The organism is Halovenus salina, from assembly GCF_026410925.1.
Taxonomy (GTDB): domain Archaea; phylum Halobacteriota; class Halobacteria; order Halobacteriales; family Haloarculaceae; genus Halovenus; species Halovenus salina.
Window position 1 is genome coordinate 2,729,479 of sequence record NZ_CP112972.1, and the last position, 17,415, is coordinate 2,746,893.

Consider the following 17,415-nt stretch of genomic DNA (forward strand, 5'->3'; position numbering starts at 1 on the left):
TCAGGCGACACCGAGGAAGCCCAAAAGCGTGAACAGCAGGTCGCCGTAGACAAACGAGACCACCAGCCCGAAGAACATCGGCACGATGAACGGAATGCCCGGAGAAATCCAGACGACATCCTCCTCTGTAAGCGTCTCCAAGCCGTCGCGGAGCATCTCGGGAGTCGTCCCGTAGGCGTTCCCGTCGATATCATCGAGGAAGGCCTCTGCTCCCCAGGGGTCGTCGGTCGTACCACCGTCGGTCTCGACTGCAGAGGCGGTACCGCCCACGTCACTGTTTGCGATTGACCCCGTTCCAGGGGGGTTGGGCTCGTCGGGCAGCGAGTCGGGGTCACGATAGCGATCAGGGTCGGCTCGGACCGACGCGAGGTCGAGACCACGCCACTGCAGATACATCCGCAACGCATCCAGGTCGAGTCGCCGCCAGGAGAGATGTGAGCGGACCGCCGACAGCGAGCGCGCGTCACGTAGCCGACCCTCGGCGAACTCGAGCAAGACGCCGTATCGTCGTGTTGCGTCCGTGGCCTCGATTGGCGTCGCCACGAACATCGCCGGCGAGACGTAGCCGGTCACGGCGTTTTTGCCCGCGAGCGCGACTGGATACAGCGCCCCGAGCAACACCGTGTTCGCGAGTATCGTCATCGAGAAGACGCCCACGTCGGTCGCGACCAGCGGGAGCGTGGCGAACTCACCGTCGATGCCGACGGCCCAGAGGTGATACTCCGGATAGGTCGGAAACAGCAACGCGATGACCATGAACGCCTTGGTGTCGGCACCGCCGAACCCGCCCAGCAGCCAGAAGCCATAGGCAAGCGGGACGAGGACGAGTACCGAGATGCTCACGCGCGTGAGAAAGAGGCGCTGGTCGAGTGCGGTCGCGTCGCCGGTGATGACCATGTACCCCTCCCAGACGAGCAAGACGAGCGCGAGCGCCCCGAGTGGGTACCAGGTCCGGTGTGGAATCCGCCTGGTTTTGATATCACGCCAGGCGAGATAGCCAAAGGCCGGCAGCACGACCAGACGAAGAAGGTCTGGAATGGTGGCGAAATCGAACACAGTACTCGGTGTGTCGCGGTCGTAATTAAGGGTTTGTGAGGCGGCCGTCGACTACGCGTCTAGCTCCGTTGCGACCTCTTCGGGGTCGAACAGCGCAGGGTCGAGTATCAGGTCCGTCTGTGGGAGCGCGAAATCGGCCAGTGAATCCTCAGTGTAGACAACGACTTTCAGTTCGGAATTGATGTCTTTCGCGACGGGAACCGAGGTCGCCTGTGCGGCCTCGGTCAGGACGTATACCTCCGCCTCGGCGATGTCAGCGTCTTCGAGCACCGAACGGTTGCCGATGTCGACGGCGGTGACGGCAAAGCCTTCCTCTTCGATTGCCCCGGCGATATCGTGTGTGTCTGTACCCGTGACGACGACGTGTGTTTCGCTCATCTTACTCGTACTCGATTGTTGCGGGTGGCTTGTGGGTCACGTCGTAGACCACCCGTGAGACGGTCTCGTTCTCGCCGGTGATGCGTGACTGGATGCGCTGGAGGGTCTCCCAGTCGATCTCCTGTGCGCGTGCGGTCATACCGTCGCGGCTCTCGACCGAGCGGACGGCGACGACCCAGCCGTGGACGCGGTTATCGCCTTTGACACCCGTGGCTTTCCCGATGACCGCCGCGAGCGCCTGCCAGGGGTCGTACTCTTCGAGTTCCTCTTCGACAACGTGGTTTGCCTCCCGGGCCACGTCGAGTTTCTCCTCTGTTACCTCGCCGAGGATACGCACGGCAAGTCCTGGACCGGGGAACGGCATCCGCTCTGCGACGACCGCTTCGAGGTCGAGCTCGCGGGCGACCTCGCGAACCTCGTCTTTGTAGAGGTCTCGCATCGGCTCGACGATTTCCTCGAAATCGATGCGCTCGGGGAGACCGCCGACGTTGTGGTGGGATTTGATTGTCCCCTCGCTCTCGATGCGGTCGGGGTAGATGGTCCCCTGGACGAGCGAGTCGGCGTCGGTGTCCCGGGCGACGCGTTCGAACTCGCGGATGAACTGCTCGCCGATTGCGTGGCGCTTCTCTTCGGGGTCGGTGACGCCTTCCAGAACATCGAGAAAGCGGTCCTTTGCGTCGACGACCCGCAGCGAGTCCATATACGAGAACGTCTCCCGGATGCTCTCGGTCTCGCCTTTGCGCATCAGCCCTGTATCGACGTAGACAGGGGTGAGCTGGTCGCCGACGGCCTCGTAGGCCAGTGCGGCGGCCGTCGACGAGTCGACGCCGCCAGAGAGTGCGATAATCGCGTTCGAGTTGCCGATTTCCGTCCCGATTTCCTCGATTTTCTCCTCGATGAAGCTATCAACGTCGACCATCAGTACGCACCTCCGTTGGCCGCACTGATAGCATCGACGAACCCGACGAACGGCGGGCTGGCACGCGTTGGCCGCGACCGGAACTCCGGATGGAACTGCGTCCCAAGGAAGTATGGATGGTCCGGCAGTTCGAGGACCTCCATCCGCCTGCCGGAAGTGCCAGAGAAGACGAGGCCGTTCGCTTCGAGGTCCTCGATGTACTCGGGGTTGACCTCGTAGCGGTGGCGGTGACGCTCTCGACAGGCCGTCTCGTCGTAGAGGTCGGCTGCGAGCGTCCCGTCGACGATTTCAGTAACGTGAGTGCCCAGACGCATCGTCCCACCCATGTCGTCGAGTTCCTCCTGTTCGGGCAACAGGTCGATAACGGGGTGGGGTGTCTCGTCTTCGAGTTCCGCCGAGTGTGCACCATCGAGTCCGAGGACGTTCCGGGCGAACTCCACGACGGCCATCTGGAAGCCGAGACAGAGACCGAGGAACGGAACGCCGTTCTCGCGGGCATACCGGATTGCCTCGATTTTCCCTTCGGTTCCCCGCGAGCCAAAGCCACCCGGCACGACGACGCCGTCGATCCCGTCGAGCTCGCCATCGTCGCCGTCAGCGAGGTTTTCGGAGTGAATCCACTCGCGCTCGACCTCGACGTTACACTCTAGGCCGGCGTGTTTGAGCGCCTCGTGAATCGAGATGTAGGCGTCTTCGAGACCGTACTTGCCAACCAGTGCGACCCGAGCTGTCTCCTCGGTCGCTCGGGTCACGCGGTCGCGCCACTCGGTGTCTCGCTTGCCGACTGGGGCTGCCTCGTCTTCGAGACCCAGATACTCCATGACGTAGTCGTCAAGATTCTCCTCTTGAAGACGGAGCGGGACGTGATAGATGTCTTCGACGTCCGAATTTGAGAACACCGCCTCGTGGGGCACATCACAGAACAAGGCAATCTTCTCGCGGGTCTGTGCGTCGAGTGGATCCGAGGACCGGCCGACGAGGATGTCAGGCTGGAGGCCGATGCTCCGGAGTTCCTTGACGCTGTGTTGTGTGGGTTTGGTCTTCTGTTCGCCGTTTTTCGAGTACGGGACCAGCGTGACGTGGGTGAAGAGGATATCGTCGTCGTCCTCCTCGTGGGCGAACTGGCGGAGCGCCTCCAGGTAGGGCATCCCCTCGATGTCGCCGACGGTGCCGCCGACCTCGACGATACAGACATCGCTACCGACCGCAGCCTCGCGGACCCGGCGCTTGATGTCGTCGGTGATGTGTGGGATAATCTGGACGGTCTTCCCGAGGTAGTCACCCGCGCGCTCCTTCTCAATGACGTTGCGGTAGACTTTCCCCGTCGTTACGTTGTGGTCGGAGGTCATGTCGATATCGAGGAAGCGCTCGTAGTTCCCCAGGTCGAGGTCGACCTCGCCACCATCCTTGAGAACGTAGACCTCCCCGTGCTGGAAGGGGTTCATCGTGCCCGCGTCGACGTTGAGATAGGGGTCGATCTTGACAGCGGTCACGTCGAAGCCAGCGTTTGCTAGCAGTCGCCCGGTACTCGCCGCGGTGATACCCTTCCCAAGGCCGGACATGACCCCGCCTGTAACGAAAATGAACTTCCGACCCAGACTCGGATCGTACCCTGTATCTGTCGGCATATCGACCGTGTGCTGGCTACGGGCAAAACCGTTTCGGACCGCGCCCTCTGCACGGGTGAGAACTGAACTTGCTGTTCACACGTCTCGACAGCGAGACAGCCCGACGAACACGACGGTAGCTGTGCTCTCTCGCTATTCGCGGACGTTCTCGACTTTCGTCTCGACATCGTCGACGATAGTCCCGAACATCTCGTTCGAGGCCGCGATGGTGTCCATCTCTTCTGCGACTTCGGTGATGTTTTTCGACACTTCGTCGACAGTCGAAGCGATTTCCTCGCTACCAGAGGCCAGGTCCTCGGTCGCCATCGCCACCTCGTCGATGCCGGTCGAGACCTCCTCGTTTGCCTCGCTTATCTCGCCAAGTGCGCCCATCATCTCCTCGACTTGGTCGCCGGCGGCCCCGATTTCCTCGCTTACCTCGTTGAGACTGGAAATCGTATCTGTCGTCTCTGACTTTATCTCGCCGACTTGTTCCTCGATGTTCTCGACTTCGGTTTTCGACTCCTCGGCGAGGGCTTTCACCTCGTTTGCGACGACGGCGAACCCTTCGCCGGCCTCGCCTGCGCGGGCGGCCTCGATTGAGGCGTTCAACGCCAGCATGTTAATCTGGTCTGCGATGTCGGTGATGGCTTCGACAATCTCGTCGATGCGCTCGATTTTCTCGGCCAACACCTCGAAGTCCTCCTCGACTTGCGACCGGGCCTCCTCGACTTCCTCCATTCGCTGGTTCGTCGCCTCGCCCGTCTCGTAGCCTTCAGTTGCGAGTGTCTCTGCTCGCGTGCTCGTCTTGTTGACCTGCTCTGAGTTTGCGGCGACCTCTTCGATTGTGGCGCTGAACGTACTGATTTCCTCGGAGATCTGTCTGACCTGGCGCTGCTGACCGTCGAGTAGGTCGTTGACCGTGTTCGTCCGGTCAGAGACGTCCTCGGTCGACAGCTTCAGGTCGTCGACTGCCTGTTGGACGTCGTCGAGTCGCGCCTGATTTTCCTCTGAGAGGGAGTTTTCGTCCCCACCGGAAGCCGCTTCTTGGCTCGCGCCCGCGGCGGCGATATCACTCAGTGTGCCCCGGACGAGTGCCGTCACCTGCTGTGCCGCCTCCTCGCTGTCGTCGGTTCTCTCGATAGCCTCTTCGATGGATTCGTCCAGAAAGGACGCATAGAGATCGACGTACTCCGGAAGCGTGTTCCCACCTTTTCGATGGGTTTCCCAACCGTCGGTGCGGTCTGTCGAATCCGGAGCCAGCACACCCTCGAAGTGGGTCTGTAATTGTGCCCGTACCTGGTCCGGTGACGCCCCGTTGAAATCGGTCTGTTGAACGTACTGGCCGAGTGCTTGCTCACTACTTTCGAGAACGATGTTTTCTAACTCTGGTTCGGATTCGAGCCGGTCGTCCGGTCGAATATCCTCGATTATTCGTCGTGTCGATTCGTCCACGTACGAAACAGAATGTGTCTCAGTCATCTAAGTTCACTCCGCTGGTTGCCGCCAGAAGTCTGTCAGCCGGTGGTGTTCCAGAGTTGCAACTCGAAAACGGCTCTGACATGCCGGCAACTCTGTGACCATATCCTCACGTTGATCACATCACTGTACTGAATTATACTTGCTGCATGAATATTCAACTGAGCGACACGGTGGGCGGACACATTCCCGGCGAAGAACACACAAACAGTCAGGGCGTCACCACTCGAGGACCCAAGCAGCCTGTTCGTCGGGGTTCGGGTCGGTATCCTCCAGCCTGGTTCGGTTGACTTCCGAGCTGAGGTCCTGGACAATCCCTTTCGAACAGCCCTTGGCGAACTCGGCGCTGAGGTTGTACCCCTCCGTGATGCCGACGCGCACCTCGCGGTCGCCGAGCTGTTCGACAGTGTACTTGCCCGCGGGGAAGTCGAGGTCGCTGTTGCGGTAGGCGGCCTCGTGGAACGAGTTCCAGATTTCGAATCCGTCCATCACTGTCTCGACATCGTCCGGCCACTCGATGGCCTTTCCGCTCTCGACGCCGCCCTCCATCATCGTCTTCTCGCCGACTTCTTCGAGCACTTCCTGGAAGGCCTTTTCGACATCTGCGTTCAGGTACCAGGAGTCTGCTTCGAGCGTTCCCATGTGGTCTTCGAAGATCTCGCGGACCTTTCGCTCGAAGACAGGGGAGACTTTCCCCGCACTCTCGATGAACGCGACCATGTACTTGCCGGTCGCTTCCGCCTCTGGGTCGTAATATGACATATCTGAATAAACACTGGGCGTGGTGAAGTAGTTGTTGCGCGAATATACATGCATAGTCGGTTGTTACCAACACACATGGATGGCGGGACGATTACTCGAAGTAGTCGGTAACCCCGTTTTCGGCGAGAGTTTTCATGCCGCGACGGATGCGTTCGGAGGCCGCCTGGTCGCTGATACCGACCCGCTCGGAAACGTCCGAAAGCGAGGCACGACGAGGGACTTCGAAGTAGCCGGATTTGATTGCCTCGGCCAGCACCTCCTGTTGTTTCCCCGTCAGTCCGAAAGCCTCCTCTGAGAGGAAAAACTGACGGTCACGGACGACCGTCGGCTGGATATCCATCCCGTACTCTTCGGCCCGCGACTGGAACGTCCCGAAGGCGTGTTTATCGGGGAAGTTCATCTTGACGTACCAGCCGTGGTCGGTGTTGCGGGCGTTGAGATAGAGGCCATCGAGGTCGACAGCCGCCTCGTAGACTTTCTGGTCGACCGTATCGGGGACGAGCGTCAGACGGAGCAGTCCACCGTTGCCCTCGTCCGAGAGCGCAACAGCCTTGTCTACCATCGGGTCCTCGGCTGTGACAGCGATAAAATCCGCCAACGAGGCATCTCTGGCGACACAGATGAGACGCAGCGTCGTATCGGGGCTCGTCGCCAGGTCACGAATGTCGACCCTGGCGTCGGAAAATGATTTGAGTGTCTCTTCGAGAATATTGCTGGTGTTATAGAACTCTACGTACATATCTTTATTCGGCGTCGTGTAACTGGCAGCCTGACGGTACTCGCCTTCGCCGCGTTTGGGTTTTCCCTGTTAGTCCAACACACACCGTCGTTGGTTACTTTCGGTCCGTCCTATATATGTTACTCGGTCTACCTATCCCTGAAAAACAATATAGCGTGACTATGTTTTTTATTCCTCAAAGTACTCGACGAGGAAATCGACAATCGACGCCGCTACCTTCGACTGTTGGCCCACGAAGAAGTGGTCTGCCGGGAACGACGACACTGCGAACTCACGCGCACGCGCACGGTTGACCACTTGCTGCCAGCTGGCGGTCTCGTCGCGTTCGCCGTAGACGACCTGTGTTGGGCAGCTGATGGCGTCGACGGCCGCGACCACGTCGTCATCCTCAGTGACCTGTGCGGCTGGGGCCAACACCGAGAGGACAACGGGTGTCGGACCGTCCTCCCGGGCGCTAGCGAGCAGTGCCATCGACGCGCCGAAACTGAACCCAAAGAGGCCGACGTCGGTGTAGCGCTCCCGAGCCCAGGACAACGCCTGAGAGACGTCTCGGCGCTCGGCACGCCCCTCGTCCCAGGGACCGTAATCGAACCGGAGACAGTCGACATCTGCCGCCAGGAGTCCGTCACTGACGGCAGTCAGGCGGCTGTCGTGTCTGTCACCGTCGAACTGTGGGTGTGGCGGACAGGCGACCACGACGCCGTCGCTGTCGGTTCCGTCGAGCGTTGCGTTGAGCGAGCGCGGGCCAGGAATCGAGAGACGCTTGTTCATACCTTGTGTACAGAAGTAAGAATTTTAAGTTTCGTCGGTTCGTCTTGTATGGTATGGGGATACTATCGCGCACGTCGTATATCATCCGCTCGAAGGTCAACTCCCTGCTCAACAGGGCAGAGGACCCGGGCGAGACCCTGGATTACTCCTACGAGCAACTCCAGGACGAACTCCAGAACGTCAAACAGGGAATTGCGGACCTGACGACCCAGAAAAAGCGCCTGGAGATACAGAAACGCCGGCTCGAAGAAAACGTCGAAAACCACAACGAACAGGCCAGACAGGCCGTCGAACAGGACCGTGACGACCTCGCACGCCGGGCTCTGGAGAAGAAAAAACAGAAGATGAACCAGATCGAGGGCCTGGAACAGCAGATCGCGGACCTCGAAAAGAAACAGGACGGGCTCATCGAGCAGAAAAACCAGCTCCAACAGCAGATAGAGGAGTTCCGCACGCGCAAGGAGACGATGAAAGCCCGCTACGAGGCCGCAGAGGCCAGCGCCCGCGTCAACGAGGCGATGACCGGCGCTGGCGAGGAGATGGAAGACATCAGCCGGACCATCGAGCGTGCAGAGGAACAGACAGAGGAGATGGAGGCACGCGCGTCAGCACTCGACGAGCTTCGGGAGAGCGGTGCACTCGAGAATGCGGTCTCCGACCAGAGCGACCTCGACCGCGAGCTCGAACAGCTCTCGACCGACAGCGCGGTCGACCGCGAACTTGACACGCTCAAGTCTGAGATGGGCGAGGCCGAGTCCGAGGAGACGAGCGAAACGACCGAGCCGGCTGACGAACCTGCCGACGCGGACGTCAATCTCGACGATCTTGAAGCGGATGTCGCCGAGTCGGAAGTCGACTCGGAGCTCGAAGAACTCAAAGAAGAGGAGAACTGACCCTGCCGCGGTCGTGCCGGCTTTGCTCTATCTCTCTGATGGCGTCAACTGCTTCTCGAAACTGTCTCTGCTCGTTCGACGACGGCGGGAGAGTCGTTGCTGGGGTCGTTGACCGCAGTCGAAACAGGGTATGCACGCATCTCGTCGGCGGGATACGGCTCCAACAGCTCTGACGCTTCCTGTGGGGCGTCGGCGAGCCAACGGCGCTCTCTCCCTTCGGGGAGAATCACCGCCATCCGGTGATGGAGGCCGGCGACGAGGTCGTTGGGCTCGGTGGTGACGACGGTAAACGTCTCGACGACCTCCGTCTCGTCGTCGGGCTCGCCGCCGGCGAAGGCGTCGAGTCCGGTCTGTGTGGTGGGCGGCTCCCAGCGCGCCCACAGTCCGGCCATCGCGAAGGGGCCGTCGCCGGTCCGCGTGACTCGATAGGGCTGTTTGCCGTTCTCGGTCTCGACCCACTCGTAGAAGCCATCAGCAGGGACCAGACACCGCCCGGCGTCGACGGCCCCGGCATTGAACGCATCCCGGAAGGTCGGTGCCTCGGTTAGCCGCTCGGCTCGGGCGTTGATATGTCCGCCGTCGTCTCTGCTGTCGGCCCACGGCGGAATGAATCCCCACTCCAGCGAGCGAAGGCGGTCGTCTTCATCATCAGTGACGACCGGAAGCGACTGCCCCGGCGCGGCGTTATATCGCGGCTCGTAGACGCTAGCGTCGACGGCGAACCGGTCGGCCAACTCTTCGCGCGGGACGAACAGACTGTATCGGCCACACATACACACCCTCAGGGGCGAGAGCGAAATAAACCCACGCGGCCCGAAACCGCCGACAGTTAACTGTCGGCCGGCCGATGGCTCACGTATGAGCGACGAGACGGTACTCATCACAGGCTGTTCTTCGGGCATCGGCCGGGCGACCGCCGAGCAGTTTCTCGACGAGGGCTGGACGGTGTACGCGACAAGCCGGGACGAATCAGATATCGCTGACCTCGACGAGAGCGGGTGTCGAACCGCAACGCTCGATGTCACGGAGGACGACGACGTTGCTCGCGTCGTCGACCGCATCGAGGACGAGCAGGGAGGACTCGACTGTCTCGTCAACAACGCGGGATACGGGCTGTACGGTCCCCTCGAAGATATTCCGGCCGAGAAACTCCACGACCAGTTCGACGTGAACGTCTACGGCCCCCATCGGCTCACGCGAGCCGCGCTGCCGCTGTTGCGCGAGGCCGAGGGAACTATCTGTAACGTTTCGAGCGTGCAGGGCCGGCTCTCGGTGCCCGGCGCAGGAGCATACAGCGGCTCGAAGTTCGCACTGGAGGCGATGAGTGACGCGCTCCGGGCAGAGGTCGACCCCTTCGACGTAGAGGTCGTTCTGGTCGAGCCCGGCCCGGTCGAGACGAACTTCCAGGACCGCGCGGCCACTGAGTCAGACTCGCTCGTTCCAGGGACCGAGTACGACTGGGTCTATGACTCCATCGAGGACGCGACGACAGTCTCGGGGTCACTCCCGATTGCGGTCACGCCGGCGGAGGTCGCCACGACGATCCACGATGCTGCGTCGGTTTCCGAGCCCGACCCTCGGTATCCGGTCAAGCGTTTCGCCAGGCTGGCCGTCGCGACGCGGTTCCTGCCCGACAGTGTCCGGGACAGCGTCTTCCGGCTCGTCCGACGATTTGCCTGAACACAGTGCGTTTGGCTGTCGGGATAGCTACAGTTCGAGTCGGTACCGCGTCGTCGACTCGCCCTCGAAGCGCGGCCCGGGACCAATCTCCTGGAAGCCAGCATTGAGGGCGGCCTCGCGCAGGTCTGCCTCGCTGTCGAGAGCGAAGAGTTCGATATCCATCTCCTCGGCACGGGCAAACCGAAGCGGCTCCTCCAGGAGGTCGGGGTACACGTCGGCGGTCCCCTCTATCTGTGTGACGTACACCGTCTGCTCGCGGGCGTCGAAGCTGACAAAGCCCGTGATATCCTCACCTCCGGCGACACGAACCGTCCGGTCGTGTACCAAATTACGCATTACGTCCTGTGGCGCATCTGTCAGCGACGCCAGCCGCTCGGCGTCCGCCTCGACGGCGTCCCGTAGTTCCATACCGTGTGATACCTTCCCTGTGGCATTAAATCCTCGTGTGACCAGTGGGTGACGAGGTGAACGCCACCCACAACTATGCCGCTGGACGCCTGAGTACCAGTATGCCACGACGCGCTACCTCTGCCCTCTTCGTTGCCTGCGGGGTCGCCGTCGCTGTGGCTTTTACCCGGCTGGGTCGATTCGACGGCTTCGCAGACGTGTTCTGGACGATTGTCTTCTGGCTGCTCGTTGTTCTCGTCCTCGTCGCGCTCGTCTGGTCGGTCTTTCCAACTCCCTCGCGGTGAGAGAGGAGAATTATTTTGACCCCGCCGACCGGACCGGCTGTATGGTCCGTGTTACGGTCTGTGAACTCCCGGATTTCGAATCACCTGCCTTCGAGACTGCCTTCGACGACCTGGTCGAACACGCCCAGAGTCACGACAGTGACCTGGTCGTGTTGCCGGAGATGCCGTTCTCACCGTGGCTCGCCGGAGACGAACCCGTCGACGACGTGACGACAGCCTGGGACGACGCCGTCGAGAGCCACCGAAATTGGCTGGCAAGACTCGACGACTTCGACGCGAGTGTCGTCGGCTCACGGCCGACGGTCGTCGGTGAGCGACGACTGAACGAGGGCTTTCACCACGACGAGGAGACGAGAGGTGTCCACTACAAGAAGTACCTCCCCGACGAGCCGGGGTTCTGGGAGGCGTCGTGGTACGCGGCCGGCGAGGAGCCGTTCGAGCCGTTCGAATGCGCCGGCCTCGACGTGGGAACGCTCGTCTGTACGGACCTCTGGGCGAGCCACGAAGTCCGCGCCTACGGCCGTGCGGGCGTCGACCTGCTGGTCAATCCACGGGTGACCGAGCGACGGACGACCGAGAAGTGGCTCGCCGGCAGCCGAACGATGGGCGTCCTCGCCGGCGCGTATCTCGCCTCCTCGAATCGCACTGGAGAGGGTCGAGATGTCGTCTTCGGCGGCAGCGGGTGGATACTCGGTCCCGACGGGCAGGAGCTGGCCCGAACCGACAGCGACCATCCGTTCGCGACCGTCGATATCGACCCGGCTGTCGCCACAAGCGCCAAGACGACCTACCCCCGCGACGCGCTCGACCGGGCCGAAGAGTAACCGACTTTACTTCCAGACAGCAAGAGAGTGTATGCAGGAACCGTTCACCGTCACAGGCATGTCGTGTGGAGGCTGCGAATCGAATGTCGAAGACAGCGTCGGCGCGCTCGACGGCGTCGAATCGGTCGACGCCGACCACGAAGCCGACAGCGTTGTGGTCGACACAGCAGAGGCTTCGGTCGAGGATATCACCGCCGCAATCGAAGACGCTGGCTACCAAGTCGAGGGCTGACACTCACGCTGTGTCGTCGGTGACTCGGACGCTGGCATCGGAACGGGTCGAGAGTGCTCGCTGTGGGTACGGAATTTCGATATCGGCTGCTGTACAGGCGTTTTTGAGGGTACAGACCAGCTCGTCTTCGACACGCATGACCCGTCGGGCAGTCGGACTGTCGACCCAGACCGCGACTTCGAGCACGATAGCCGACTCGCCCAATTGCTGTGCGAGCACCTCTGGCTCGGGCGTCTCGCGAGCGAACCCGTACTGTGAGACGACCGTCTCAGCCGCTTCGGCGAGCACGCTTCGGGCGTGTTCGATGTCGGTCTCGTAGTCGACGCTCACCTCGACTGGCACCCGGTACTGGCCCTGGCGCGAGCGGTTCGTGATTGTCTTGTTCGAGACGACATCGTTTGGGACGACGACGTACTCGCCGTCGAACCCCTGGATGCGTGTGCTCATCAGCGTGATATCCGAGACAACGCCGCTTTGTTCCTCAAGAACGACCCAGTCACCGACCTCGAAAGGCCGTGAGAACATGAGCACGAACCCGCCCAGGAGCGAACCGAGTGTCTTCCGGGCGGCGAACCCGACGACGATACCCAGGAAGCCAGCACCGACCAACAGTCCAGTGAGGTCGACACTCCAGACCCCTAGCACGACGAGGCCGGCAACACCCCAGAGGGCAATCTGTGTCACACGCAACGCAATCTCGCGCTGGTGTTGCGTGAGTACGTTCTGGTTGTCGGCCAGGTCTGCGAGCAAACGGGCAGCGATATCTGAGATGACCTGTGTCACGACGACGACGAACAACGAGATAACTATCTCGGGTGACTGCTCGTCGAGTTGGAACAGGCCCACCTCCTCGACAATCGTCGAGCGGTGTCCCCAGAGGTCCGCGAGTGCGAGCGTTACGGCGACCAATGTTCCCACGATGAGCAGGGAGCTGACGAGGTCGACCAGCGTCGGCGCGTAACTCTCGGAGTGGCGTCTACGAAGCCGCCGGACGAGGACGACTGTCCCGAAGGCGATGCCGGCTAGCACGACCGAGCCCAGCAGCTGTACCTCCACCGACGGAGCAAACCCTTCGAGGCCGAGCAGACTCGCCAGTGACATCTCACTCCTGTTTACCCTGTCGGTGGCAAAAAGGAACCGCTGTTACGACAAGCCCCGCCAGTCCACGGCACGATACCAGCAGACCGGTTCTGTGTGTCTGCCCGCGTCGTGCTCTCCAAAGATAGACAATTGTTAGCACACAACTTATTTACCGTCATCACCAAGCTGTTGTATGAACGAAGAAACCGCAAGTAGAACCGTACAGTCCGGCAAGACAGTGTACGACAGCGAGGGCAACACACTCGGTGTGGTCCGGGGATTCGACCAGCATGGGTTCTATGTGACAGCCGACGCCGACGTGGAGGTGCTCCCGGAGAGCCCGAGCCAGAGCGAGCGGACGGACGCGGTCATGTGGCGGTGCTGGGAGTGTGGGGAGATGGGACGAATTGCGGACATCCCAGAATCCTGTCCTTCGTGTGGTGCGCCCCGAGAGGATATCTATTACTGGCAGGAAGACTGACCTACCGGTGATGGATATCTGTGTCTTCGGTGCGGGTAGCCTCGGCAGTCTCGTCGGCGGGCTACTCGCTGATACTCACGACGTGACACTGGTCGGCCGCGCGCCACACGTCGAGGCAGTTGACGCCGAGGGACTCCGTCTCTCTGGTGCGGTCGACAGACATGTCCAGCCCGCAGGCCGGACGACTGTTCCGGAGTCGGCAGACCTCGTGGTCGTGACTGTCAAGAGCTTCGACACCACGACGGCGGCACAGGAGTTTGATACGATGGACCTCGACGCCGTTCTCTCCCTGCAAAACGGGATGGGAAATGAGGCAACTCTCGCCGCCCGGCTGTCGCCGCCGGTATTTGCGGGGACCTGTACATACGGCGCGCGACTGCACGAGCCGGCCCATGTCGAATGTACGGGGGTAGGAGAGGTCGTCTTGGGACCACGCCGGGGTGGGGAGTCACCGCTTGCTGACCGAATTGGCACCGCCTTCGAGCGTGGCGGGGTGACAACGACGGTGAGCGACGCGATGCCCCGCCGTCTCTGGGAGAAGCTAGCAGTCAACGCCGGTATCAACGCCGCGACCGCCCTTGCCCGAGTGCCGAACGGAACAGTCGCGACCGAACCTGGGTCGAGCGTGACACGCCGGGCCGCACGCGAGGCTGCACAGGTCGCACGCGCTCACGAGGTCCCTGTCGACGGCGACGAGGCGGCCCGGCAGGCAGTCGACGTTGCGGAATCGACCGCTCGCAACCGCTCGTCGATGTTACAGGATATCGAGGCCGGCAGACAGACCGAGATTGCCGCAATCAACGGCTACGTCGTCGAGCAGGCATCACAGCCCGTCCCGGCCAACGAGACGCTGACGGCACTGGTCCGTATGTGGGAGACAGAACACGTTTCCGAGCTGTGAGGCGGAGACTGGAAAAAAGCTAGAAGGGGGCCTGTGGGCCTTCGTCTTCCTCGCCGTCGTCGGTCGTGTCACCTGGGAACGAGGGACTCATACCGCTGTCACCCTCGGCACCGCCGGCCATTCCCTCTTGGCCGCCCATTCCAGTCGAGGCGTGGACGGTCTCGATTTCGGGAATCTCCTTTGTCATGCGTGTCTTGATTGCCTGAATCGTCATCGGCGAGATGCCACAGCCAGAACAGGCGCCACCGAGCTGAACGGTGACGGACCCTTCTTCGATGTCGAGGTCTTGGATGGCTGCGCTTCCGCCGTGCATCTGGATCTGTGGGAAGTTCCGACGCAGGAAGTTCGTGATGCGCTCGCGAAGCTCGTCCTCTGGACTCTGTTCGCTGGTGTCCGTACTCATCACTTCACCGTATGCGGCCAGCGTGCTTAGGCTTTGGGTATTTTCCAGTTTGCGCCAGAGCGCCCGGCCCACAATGTGCCAGCGACTACACTGTCGAGCGTAAAGATGCCGGTCGCCGACAGCGGAGTTGTGTGGAATGGTGCGACCCACTGACGGCTATACACTCGTCCAGGAGTGTTCCCGGCATTGGCCGTACTACACTCCACAATATAAATCTTCTGAGGATCCTTGGCGGTTGAGGGGCAACCACAGGGCCAGAGCGGCCAGAGATCTCGAAAATTGATTCTCTCTAGCGAGAGCGCAGCCCCACCGAGCTACAAGGCGACGCGAGACAAGCGTCCTCCGTGGTGTATTTGATACGAGTTTATCGGTCTGTTCAGTTGTGTACACGACCCACGCGTCTGTAGACGGCTACTAAGCGACAGTCTCCCAATATATCGAGAGACAGTACACCGGGACGTTTGCACTCTTTGTGTGGCAGTCCTCGCCGAAAGGAGTGGCGTTGCGAGGCTGTGCAGTTAGTGTGTAATATGTTACTATATCTAATATGTTACATCTCTGTCCGCTTACTATGACTTATGACATCTGTACACTCGATTGACTCCGTAGAGTACGAAGCGCAAGACGGAGTCGGTGTCTGGACGATAACTGACTTTGCGGCGTACGTCCAGTCTGACGACCTCGAAGCCGGTGAACAGCATTACCGGGAAGAGGCGTCCGCGGAGAGTATGAGGGCGACGGTCGTCGTTATCAACAACGCTGAGGCCCTTGGTAGCGAGATGAGTGACACCCTCGACCACATCAACGAGGAGTGGTCGCAACTGGCTGACGATGTCGGGATTGAACGCCTCGCGTACGTCGCTGATGGAATGATGGCTAATGCCGTGAAGGTGAACATCGACGCCGACATCGAGATAGACTCGTTCAATTCGGTCGACGACGCTGTCGAGTGGTGTCAGCAGGTCTGAGGGGTGTACAGTTAGATAGCCAGACCATCGAGCCTAAAGGCCGGTGCCTCGATGCCGAGTTAGAAGCGATTGTCGAACACGAAGACCGTTTGGCGGGGAATAACCGAACGAGCGATACACGAACGATAGTCGACCACAATTGCCGAAGATGTAATTAAGAAGGCCAATTTAAATTCGATAGTGACACTTGGACCGTTTTCTGCTGGTACCATCCTTACTGCGTCAATTAGCCTCCTCGTTGGAAGCGCAACATTCGGATACCGGTACATTTGGGGAGCGAAGTCTCACGTCTCACTCTCCCGTTTTTATACGCTTGACGACTCTGAGTGGCGCGATGGCAGAAACAACGACAAGCCGGTTTGGAGTCGCCGGATTCTCGTTCGGGTATCGAACAACGGATGGAGGGATGGAGTCATCAGCGATTTCTCACTTGACAAAGTGAGACTCGTCGGAGATACAGAGACGACCGTCATCAAGAACCCAGAAGACGGCGTGCTCAAAACCGAACTGGAACATTTCTCCGAATCAGCTGAGATGACTCGACTGGAGGTTGACCAGCGAACCAACTACAAGGGACAGATTGTAGGTGGCCGTGATGACGAACTGATGGGAGTAGTACCCTTCATTTTGCAAGAGAGCGAATTAGGGGAGGCGATGAAGAAAGCCCAGAGTGGTGATTTCAAATTCTCTGCGACGGTCGAAGACAACAAGAGAATTTACTATACGAGTATCGAAGTGTCCGTCTCTTTGGAAGACAGTGCAGGCGGAAAACTCAGCCAGTAGAACTGACGCTTCGAGAAAGTGTTTTGAGCGTTGGTGGCCTATGAGGAATCAACGGAAGTCACAAATGGTCAGAAGGACCGTGTGGCAGGGCTGAGGTTCGATTCCTCAGAGGCGTCATGCCACAGACGGCAGTCCCCGAGGACCCGGTTCGGTAAACAAGATTCTGACCATGACAGGGACAAACGCACTCGCAACGGTGCTGTCGAGTATCGTCCTCACGACTTCCGCACCCGTGACTGCGGTCATCGTCACGGCGCTGTTCGCATCCAGCGTCATCCTGATGCAAACGCCTTCCTCCGGGGCTACCGAGTAGTTGTATCTCTCTGGTTCTCTTGGCCGGCTCATCGAGTATCGACATAGTTCGGTAGGAGTTACAGACGAAGACAATCCGTAATTCTCGCTAACCGCAGGATTGCGACCGGAGGACTCCGAGAAATCACGAACACTCAACCGGCAAGGGGTGCCGAATAACGGAGCGAACACACCGTTCTAACGGTCAAGTGGGTTTAATTAAAAGCCGCGTAGTATGGGGATTACCGAACGCGCGAAGCGCGTATGGACTTGCCGGGATTTGAACCACGGGAAGACGGTCCTGCTCGCTTCGCTGCGCGGGCTGCGATTTCTCTACCTCAAATCCGGCTCGAACAGACACGAATTTGCGCCTCACGAATTATTCGGCGCAAAATTAGTGGACTCGCCGGGATTTGAACCCGGGGCCTCTTCCTTGCGAAGGAAGCGATCTGCCACTGATCTACGAGCCCACGAAG

At 60.4% G+C, this 17,415-nt stretch carries 22 protein-coding genes and 1 tRNA gene; 10 read left to right on the forward strand and 13 right to left on the reverse strand.

Features of this window, described 5'->3' with window-relative positions; genetic code table 11:
• From OSC37_RS13700 to OSC37_RS13735, 8 genes are all read right to left on the reverse strand, one after another.
• Complete coding sequence (locus tag OSC37_RS13700) at positions 1-1,056, reverse strand: A24 family peptidase C-terminal domain-containing protein (RefSeq protein WP_267161996.1); 1,056 nt, start codon at positions 1,054-1,056, stop codon at positions 1-3.
• A 51-nt stretch (positions 1,057-1,107) separates the two neighbouring features.
• A complete protein-coding gene (locus OSC37_RS13705) occupies positions 1,108-1,434 on the reverse strand; it encodes a DUF7126 family protein (RefSeq protein ID WP_267161997.1) in 327 nt (108 codons plus the stop codon).
• Position 1,435: 1 nt separating this feature from the next.
• Complete coding sequence (guaA, locus tag OSC37_RS13710; protein WP_267161998.1) at positions 1,436-2,353, reverse strand: glutamine-hydrolyzing GMP synthase; 918 nt, start codon at positions 2,351-2,353, stop codon at positions 1,436-1,438.
• Entirely contained in the window at positions 2,353-3,981 is a 1,629-nt protein-coding gene (pyrG, locus tag OSC37_RS13715; RefSeq protein WP_267161999.1) for a glutamine hydrolyzing CTP synthase, read from the reverse strand. The genes guaA and pyrG overlap by 1 nt, the downstream gene beginning before the upstream one ends.
• Positions 3,982-4,113: 132 nt before the next feature.
• The gene (locus OSC37_RS13720; protein WP_267162000.1) at positions 4,114-5,442 is read right to left on the reverse strand and encodes a methyl-accepting chemotaxis protein; all 1,329 of its coding nucleotides are present in this window, start codon (positions 5,440-5,442) and stop codon (positions 4,114-4,116) included.
• Between the two features lie 216 nt (positions 5,443-5,658).
• Positions 5,659-6,201 (reverse strand): hypothetical protein, encoded by a 543-nt coding sequence (locus tag OSC37_RS13725; protein WP_267162001.1) that lies wholly within the window; start codon positions 6,199-6,201, stop codon positions 5,659-5,661.
• 91 nt (positions 6,202-6,292) lie between these two features.
• Positions 6,293-6,940 carry a helix-turn-helix domain-containing protein gene (locus tag OSC37_RS13730; protein WP_267162002.1) on the reverse strand — a complete coding sequence of 216 codons (648 nt, stop codon included), beginning with the start codon at positions 6,938-6,940 and terminating at the stop codon, positions 6,293-6,295.
• A gap of 168 nt (positions 6,941-7,108) precedes the next feature.
• Positions 7,109-7,711 (reverse strand): alpha/beta hydrolase, encoded by a 603-nt coding sequence (locus OSC37_RS13735; RefSeq protein WP_267162003.1) that lies wholly within the window; start codon positions 7,709-7,711, stop codon positions 7,109-7,111.
• Between the two features lie 53 nt (positions 7,712-7,764).
• On the opposite strand from OSC37_RS13735, the gene OSC37_RS13740 reads away from it, so the two are divergent.
• A complete protein-coding gene (locus OSC37_RS13740; RefSeq protein WP_267162004.1) occupies positions 7,765-8,604 on the forward strand; it encodes a PspA/IM30 family protein in 840 nt (279 codons plus the stop codon).
• Positions 8,605-8,648: 44 nt separating this feature from the next.
• Here OSC37_RS13740 and OSC37_RS13745 read toward each other — a convergent pair whose 3' ends face one another.
• A complete protein-coding gene (locus OSC37_RS13745; RefSeq protein ID WP_267162005.1) occupies positions 8,649-9,377 on the reverse strand; it encodes an SOS response-associated peptidase in 729 nt (242 codons plus the stop codon).
• Positions 9,378-9,462: 85 nt separating this feature from the next.
• On the opposite strand from OSC37_RS13745, the gene OSC37_RS13750 reads away from it, so the two are divergent.
• Entirely contained in the window at positions 9,463-10,284 is an 822-nt protein-coding gene (locus OSC37_RS13750) for an SDR family oxidoreductase (protein WP_267162006.1), read from the forward strand.
• Positions 10,285-10,311: 27 nt separating this feature from the next.
• Here the strand turns inward: OSC37_RS13750 and OSC37_RS13755 are convergent, their stop codons facing one another.
• Positions 10,312-10,692, reverse strand: coding sequence for a hypothetical protein (locus OSC37_RS13755; protein WP_267162007.1), 381 nt, complete (start codon positions 10,690-10,692; stop codon positions 10,312-10,314).
• Between the two features lie 101 nt (positions 10,693-10,793).
• Between OSC37_RS13755 and OSC37_RS13760 the strand changes: the two genes are divergently transcribed.
• The 3 genes from OSC37_RS13760 to OSC37_RS13770 are packed head-to-tail and all read left to right on the forward strand — an operon-like array spanning position 10,794 to position 12,032.
• Positions 10,794-10,976, forward strand: coding sequence for a hypothetical protein (locus OSC37_RS13760; protein ID WP_267162008.1), 183 nt, complete (start codon positions 10,794-10,796; stop codon positions 10,974-10,976).
• A 41-nt stretch (positions 10,977-11,017) separates the two neighbouring features.
• Entirely contained in the window at positions 11,018-11,800 is a 783-nt protein-coding gene (locus OSC37_RS13765; RefSeq protein ID WP_267162009.1) for a carbon-nitrogen hydrolase family protein, read from the forward strand.
• Between the two features lie 31 nt (positions 11,801-11,831).
• Complete coding sequence (locus OSC37_RS13770; RefSeq protein ID WP_267162010.1) at positions 11,832-12,032, forward strand: heavy-metal-associated domain-containing protein; 201 nt, start codon at positions 11,832-11,834, stop codon at positions 12,030-12,032.
• Positions 12,033-12,035: 3 nt separating this feature from the next.
• Here the strand turns inward: OSC37_RS13770 and OSC37_RS13775 are convergent, their stop codons facing one another.
• Complete coding sequence (locus OSC37_RS13775; RefSeq protein ID WP_267162011.1) at positions 12,036-13,133, reverse strand: mechanosensitive ion channel family protein; 1,098 nt, start codon at positions 13,131-13,133, stop codon at positions 12,036-12,038.
• A gap of 172 nt (positions 13,134-13,305) precedes the next feature.
• On the opposite strand from OSC37_RS13775, the gene OSC37_RS13780 reads away from it, so the two are divergent.
• Positions 13,306-13,593, forward strand: coding sequence for a DUF7130 family rubredoxin-like protein (locus OSC37_RS13780; RefSeq protein WP_267162012.1), 288 nt, complete (start codon positions 13,306-13,308; stop codon positions 13,591-13,593).
• A gap of 10 nt (positions 13,594-13,603) precedes the next feature.
• Positions 13,604-14,494 carry a ketopantoate reductase family protein gene (locus OSC37_RS13785; protein ID WP_267162013.1) on the forward strand — a complete coding sequence of 297 codons (891 nt, stop codon included), beginning with the start codon at positions 13,604-13,606 and terminating at the stop codon, positions 14,492-14,494.
• Between the two features lie 19 nt (positions 14,495-14,513).
• On the opposite strand, the gene OSC37_RS13790 is transcribed toward OSC37_RS13785, so the two are convergent.
• Entirely contained in the window at positions 14,514-14,897 is a 384-nt protein-coding gene (locus tag OSC37_RS13790; RefSeq protein ID WP_267162014.1) for a NifU family protein, read from the reverse strand.
• A 578-nt stretch (positions 14,898-15,475) separates the two neighbouring features.
• Here OSC37_RS13790 and OSC37_RS13795 point away from each other — a divergent pair.
• From OSC37_RS13795 to OSC37_RS13805, 3 genes are all read left to right on the forward strand, one after another.
• Entirely contained in the window at positions 15,476-15,865 is a 390-nt protein-coding gene (locus tag OSC37_RS13795) for a hypothetical protein (RefSeq protein WP_267162015.1), read from the forward strand.
• Between the two features lie 180 nt (positions 15,866-16,045).
• Complete coding sequence (locus tag OSC37_RS13800) at positions 16,046-16,648, forward strand: hypothetical protein (RefSeq protein ID WP_267162016.1); 603 nt, start codon at positions 16,046-16,048, stop codon at positions 16,646-16,648.
• Between the two features lie 169 nt (positions 16,649-16,817).
• Positions 16,818-16,961: a hypothetical protein gene (locus OSC37_RS13805; RefSeq protein ID WP_267162017.1), complete on the forward strand. Its 144-nt coding sequence runs from the start codon at positions 16,818-16,820 to the stop codon at positions 16,959-16,961.
• Positions 16,962-17,337: 376 nt separating this feature from the next.
• On the opposite strand, the gene OSC37_RS13810 is transcribed toward OSC37_RS13805, so the two are convergent.
• Positions 17,338-17,409, reverse strand: a tRNA-Ala gene (locus tag OSC37_RS13810).
• Positions 17,410-17,415 lie beyond the last annotated feature (6 nt).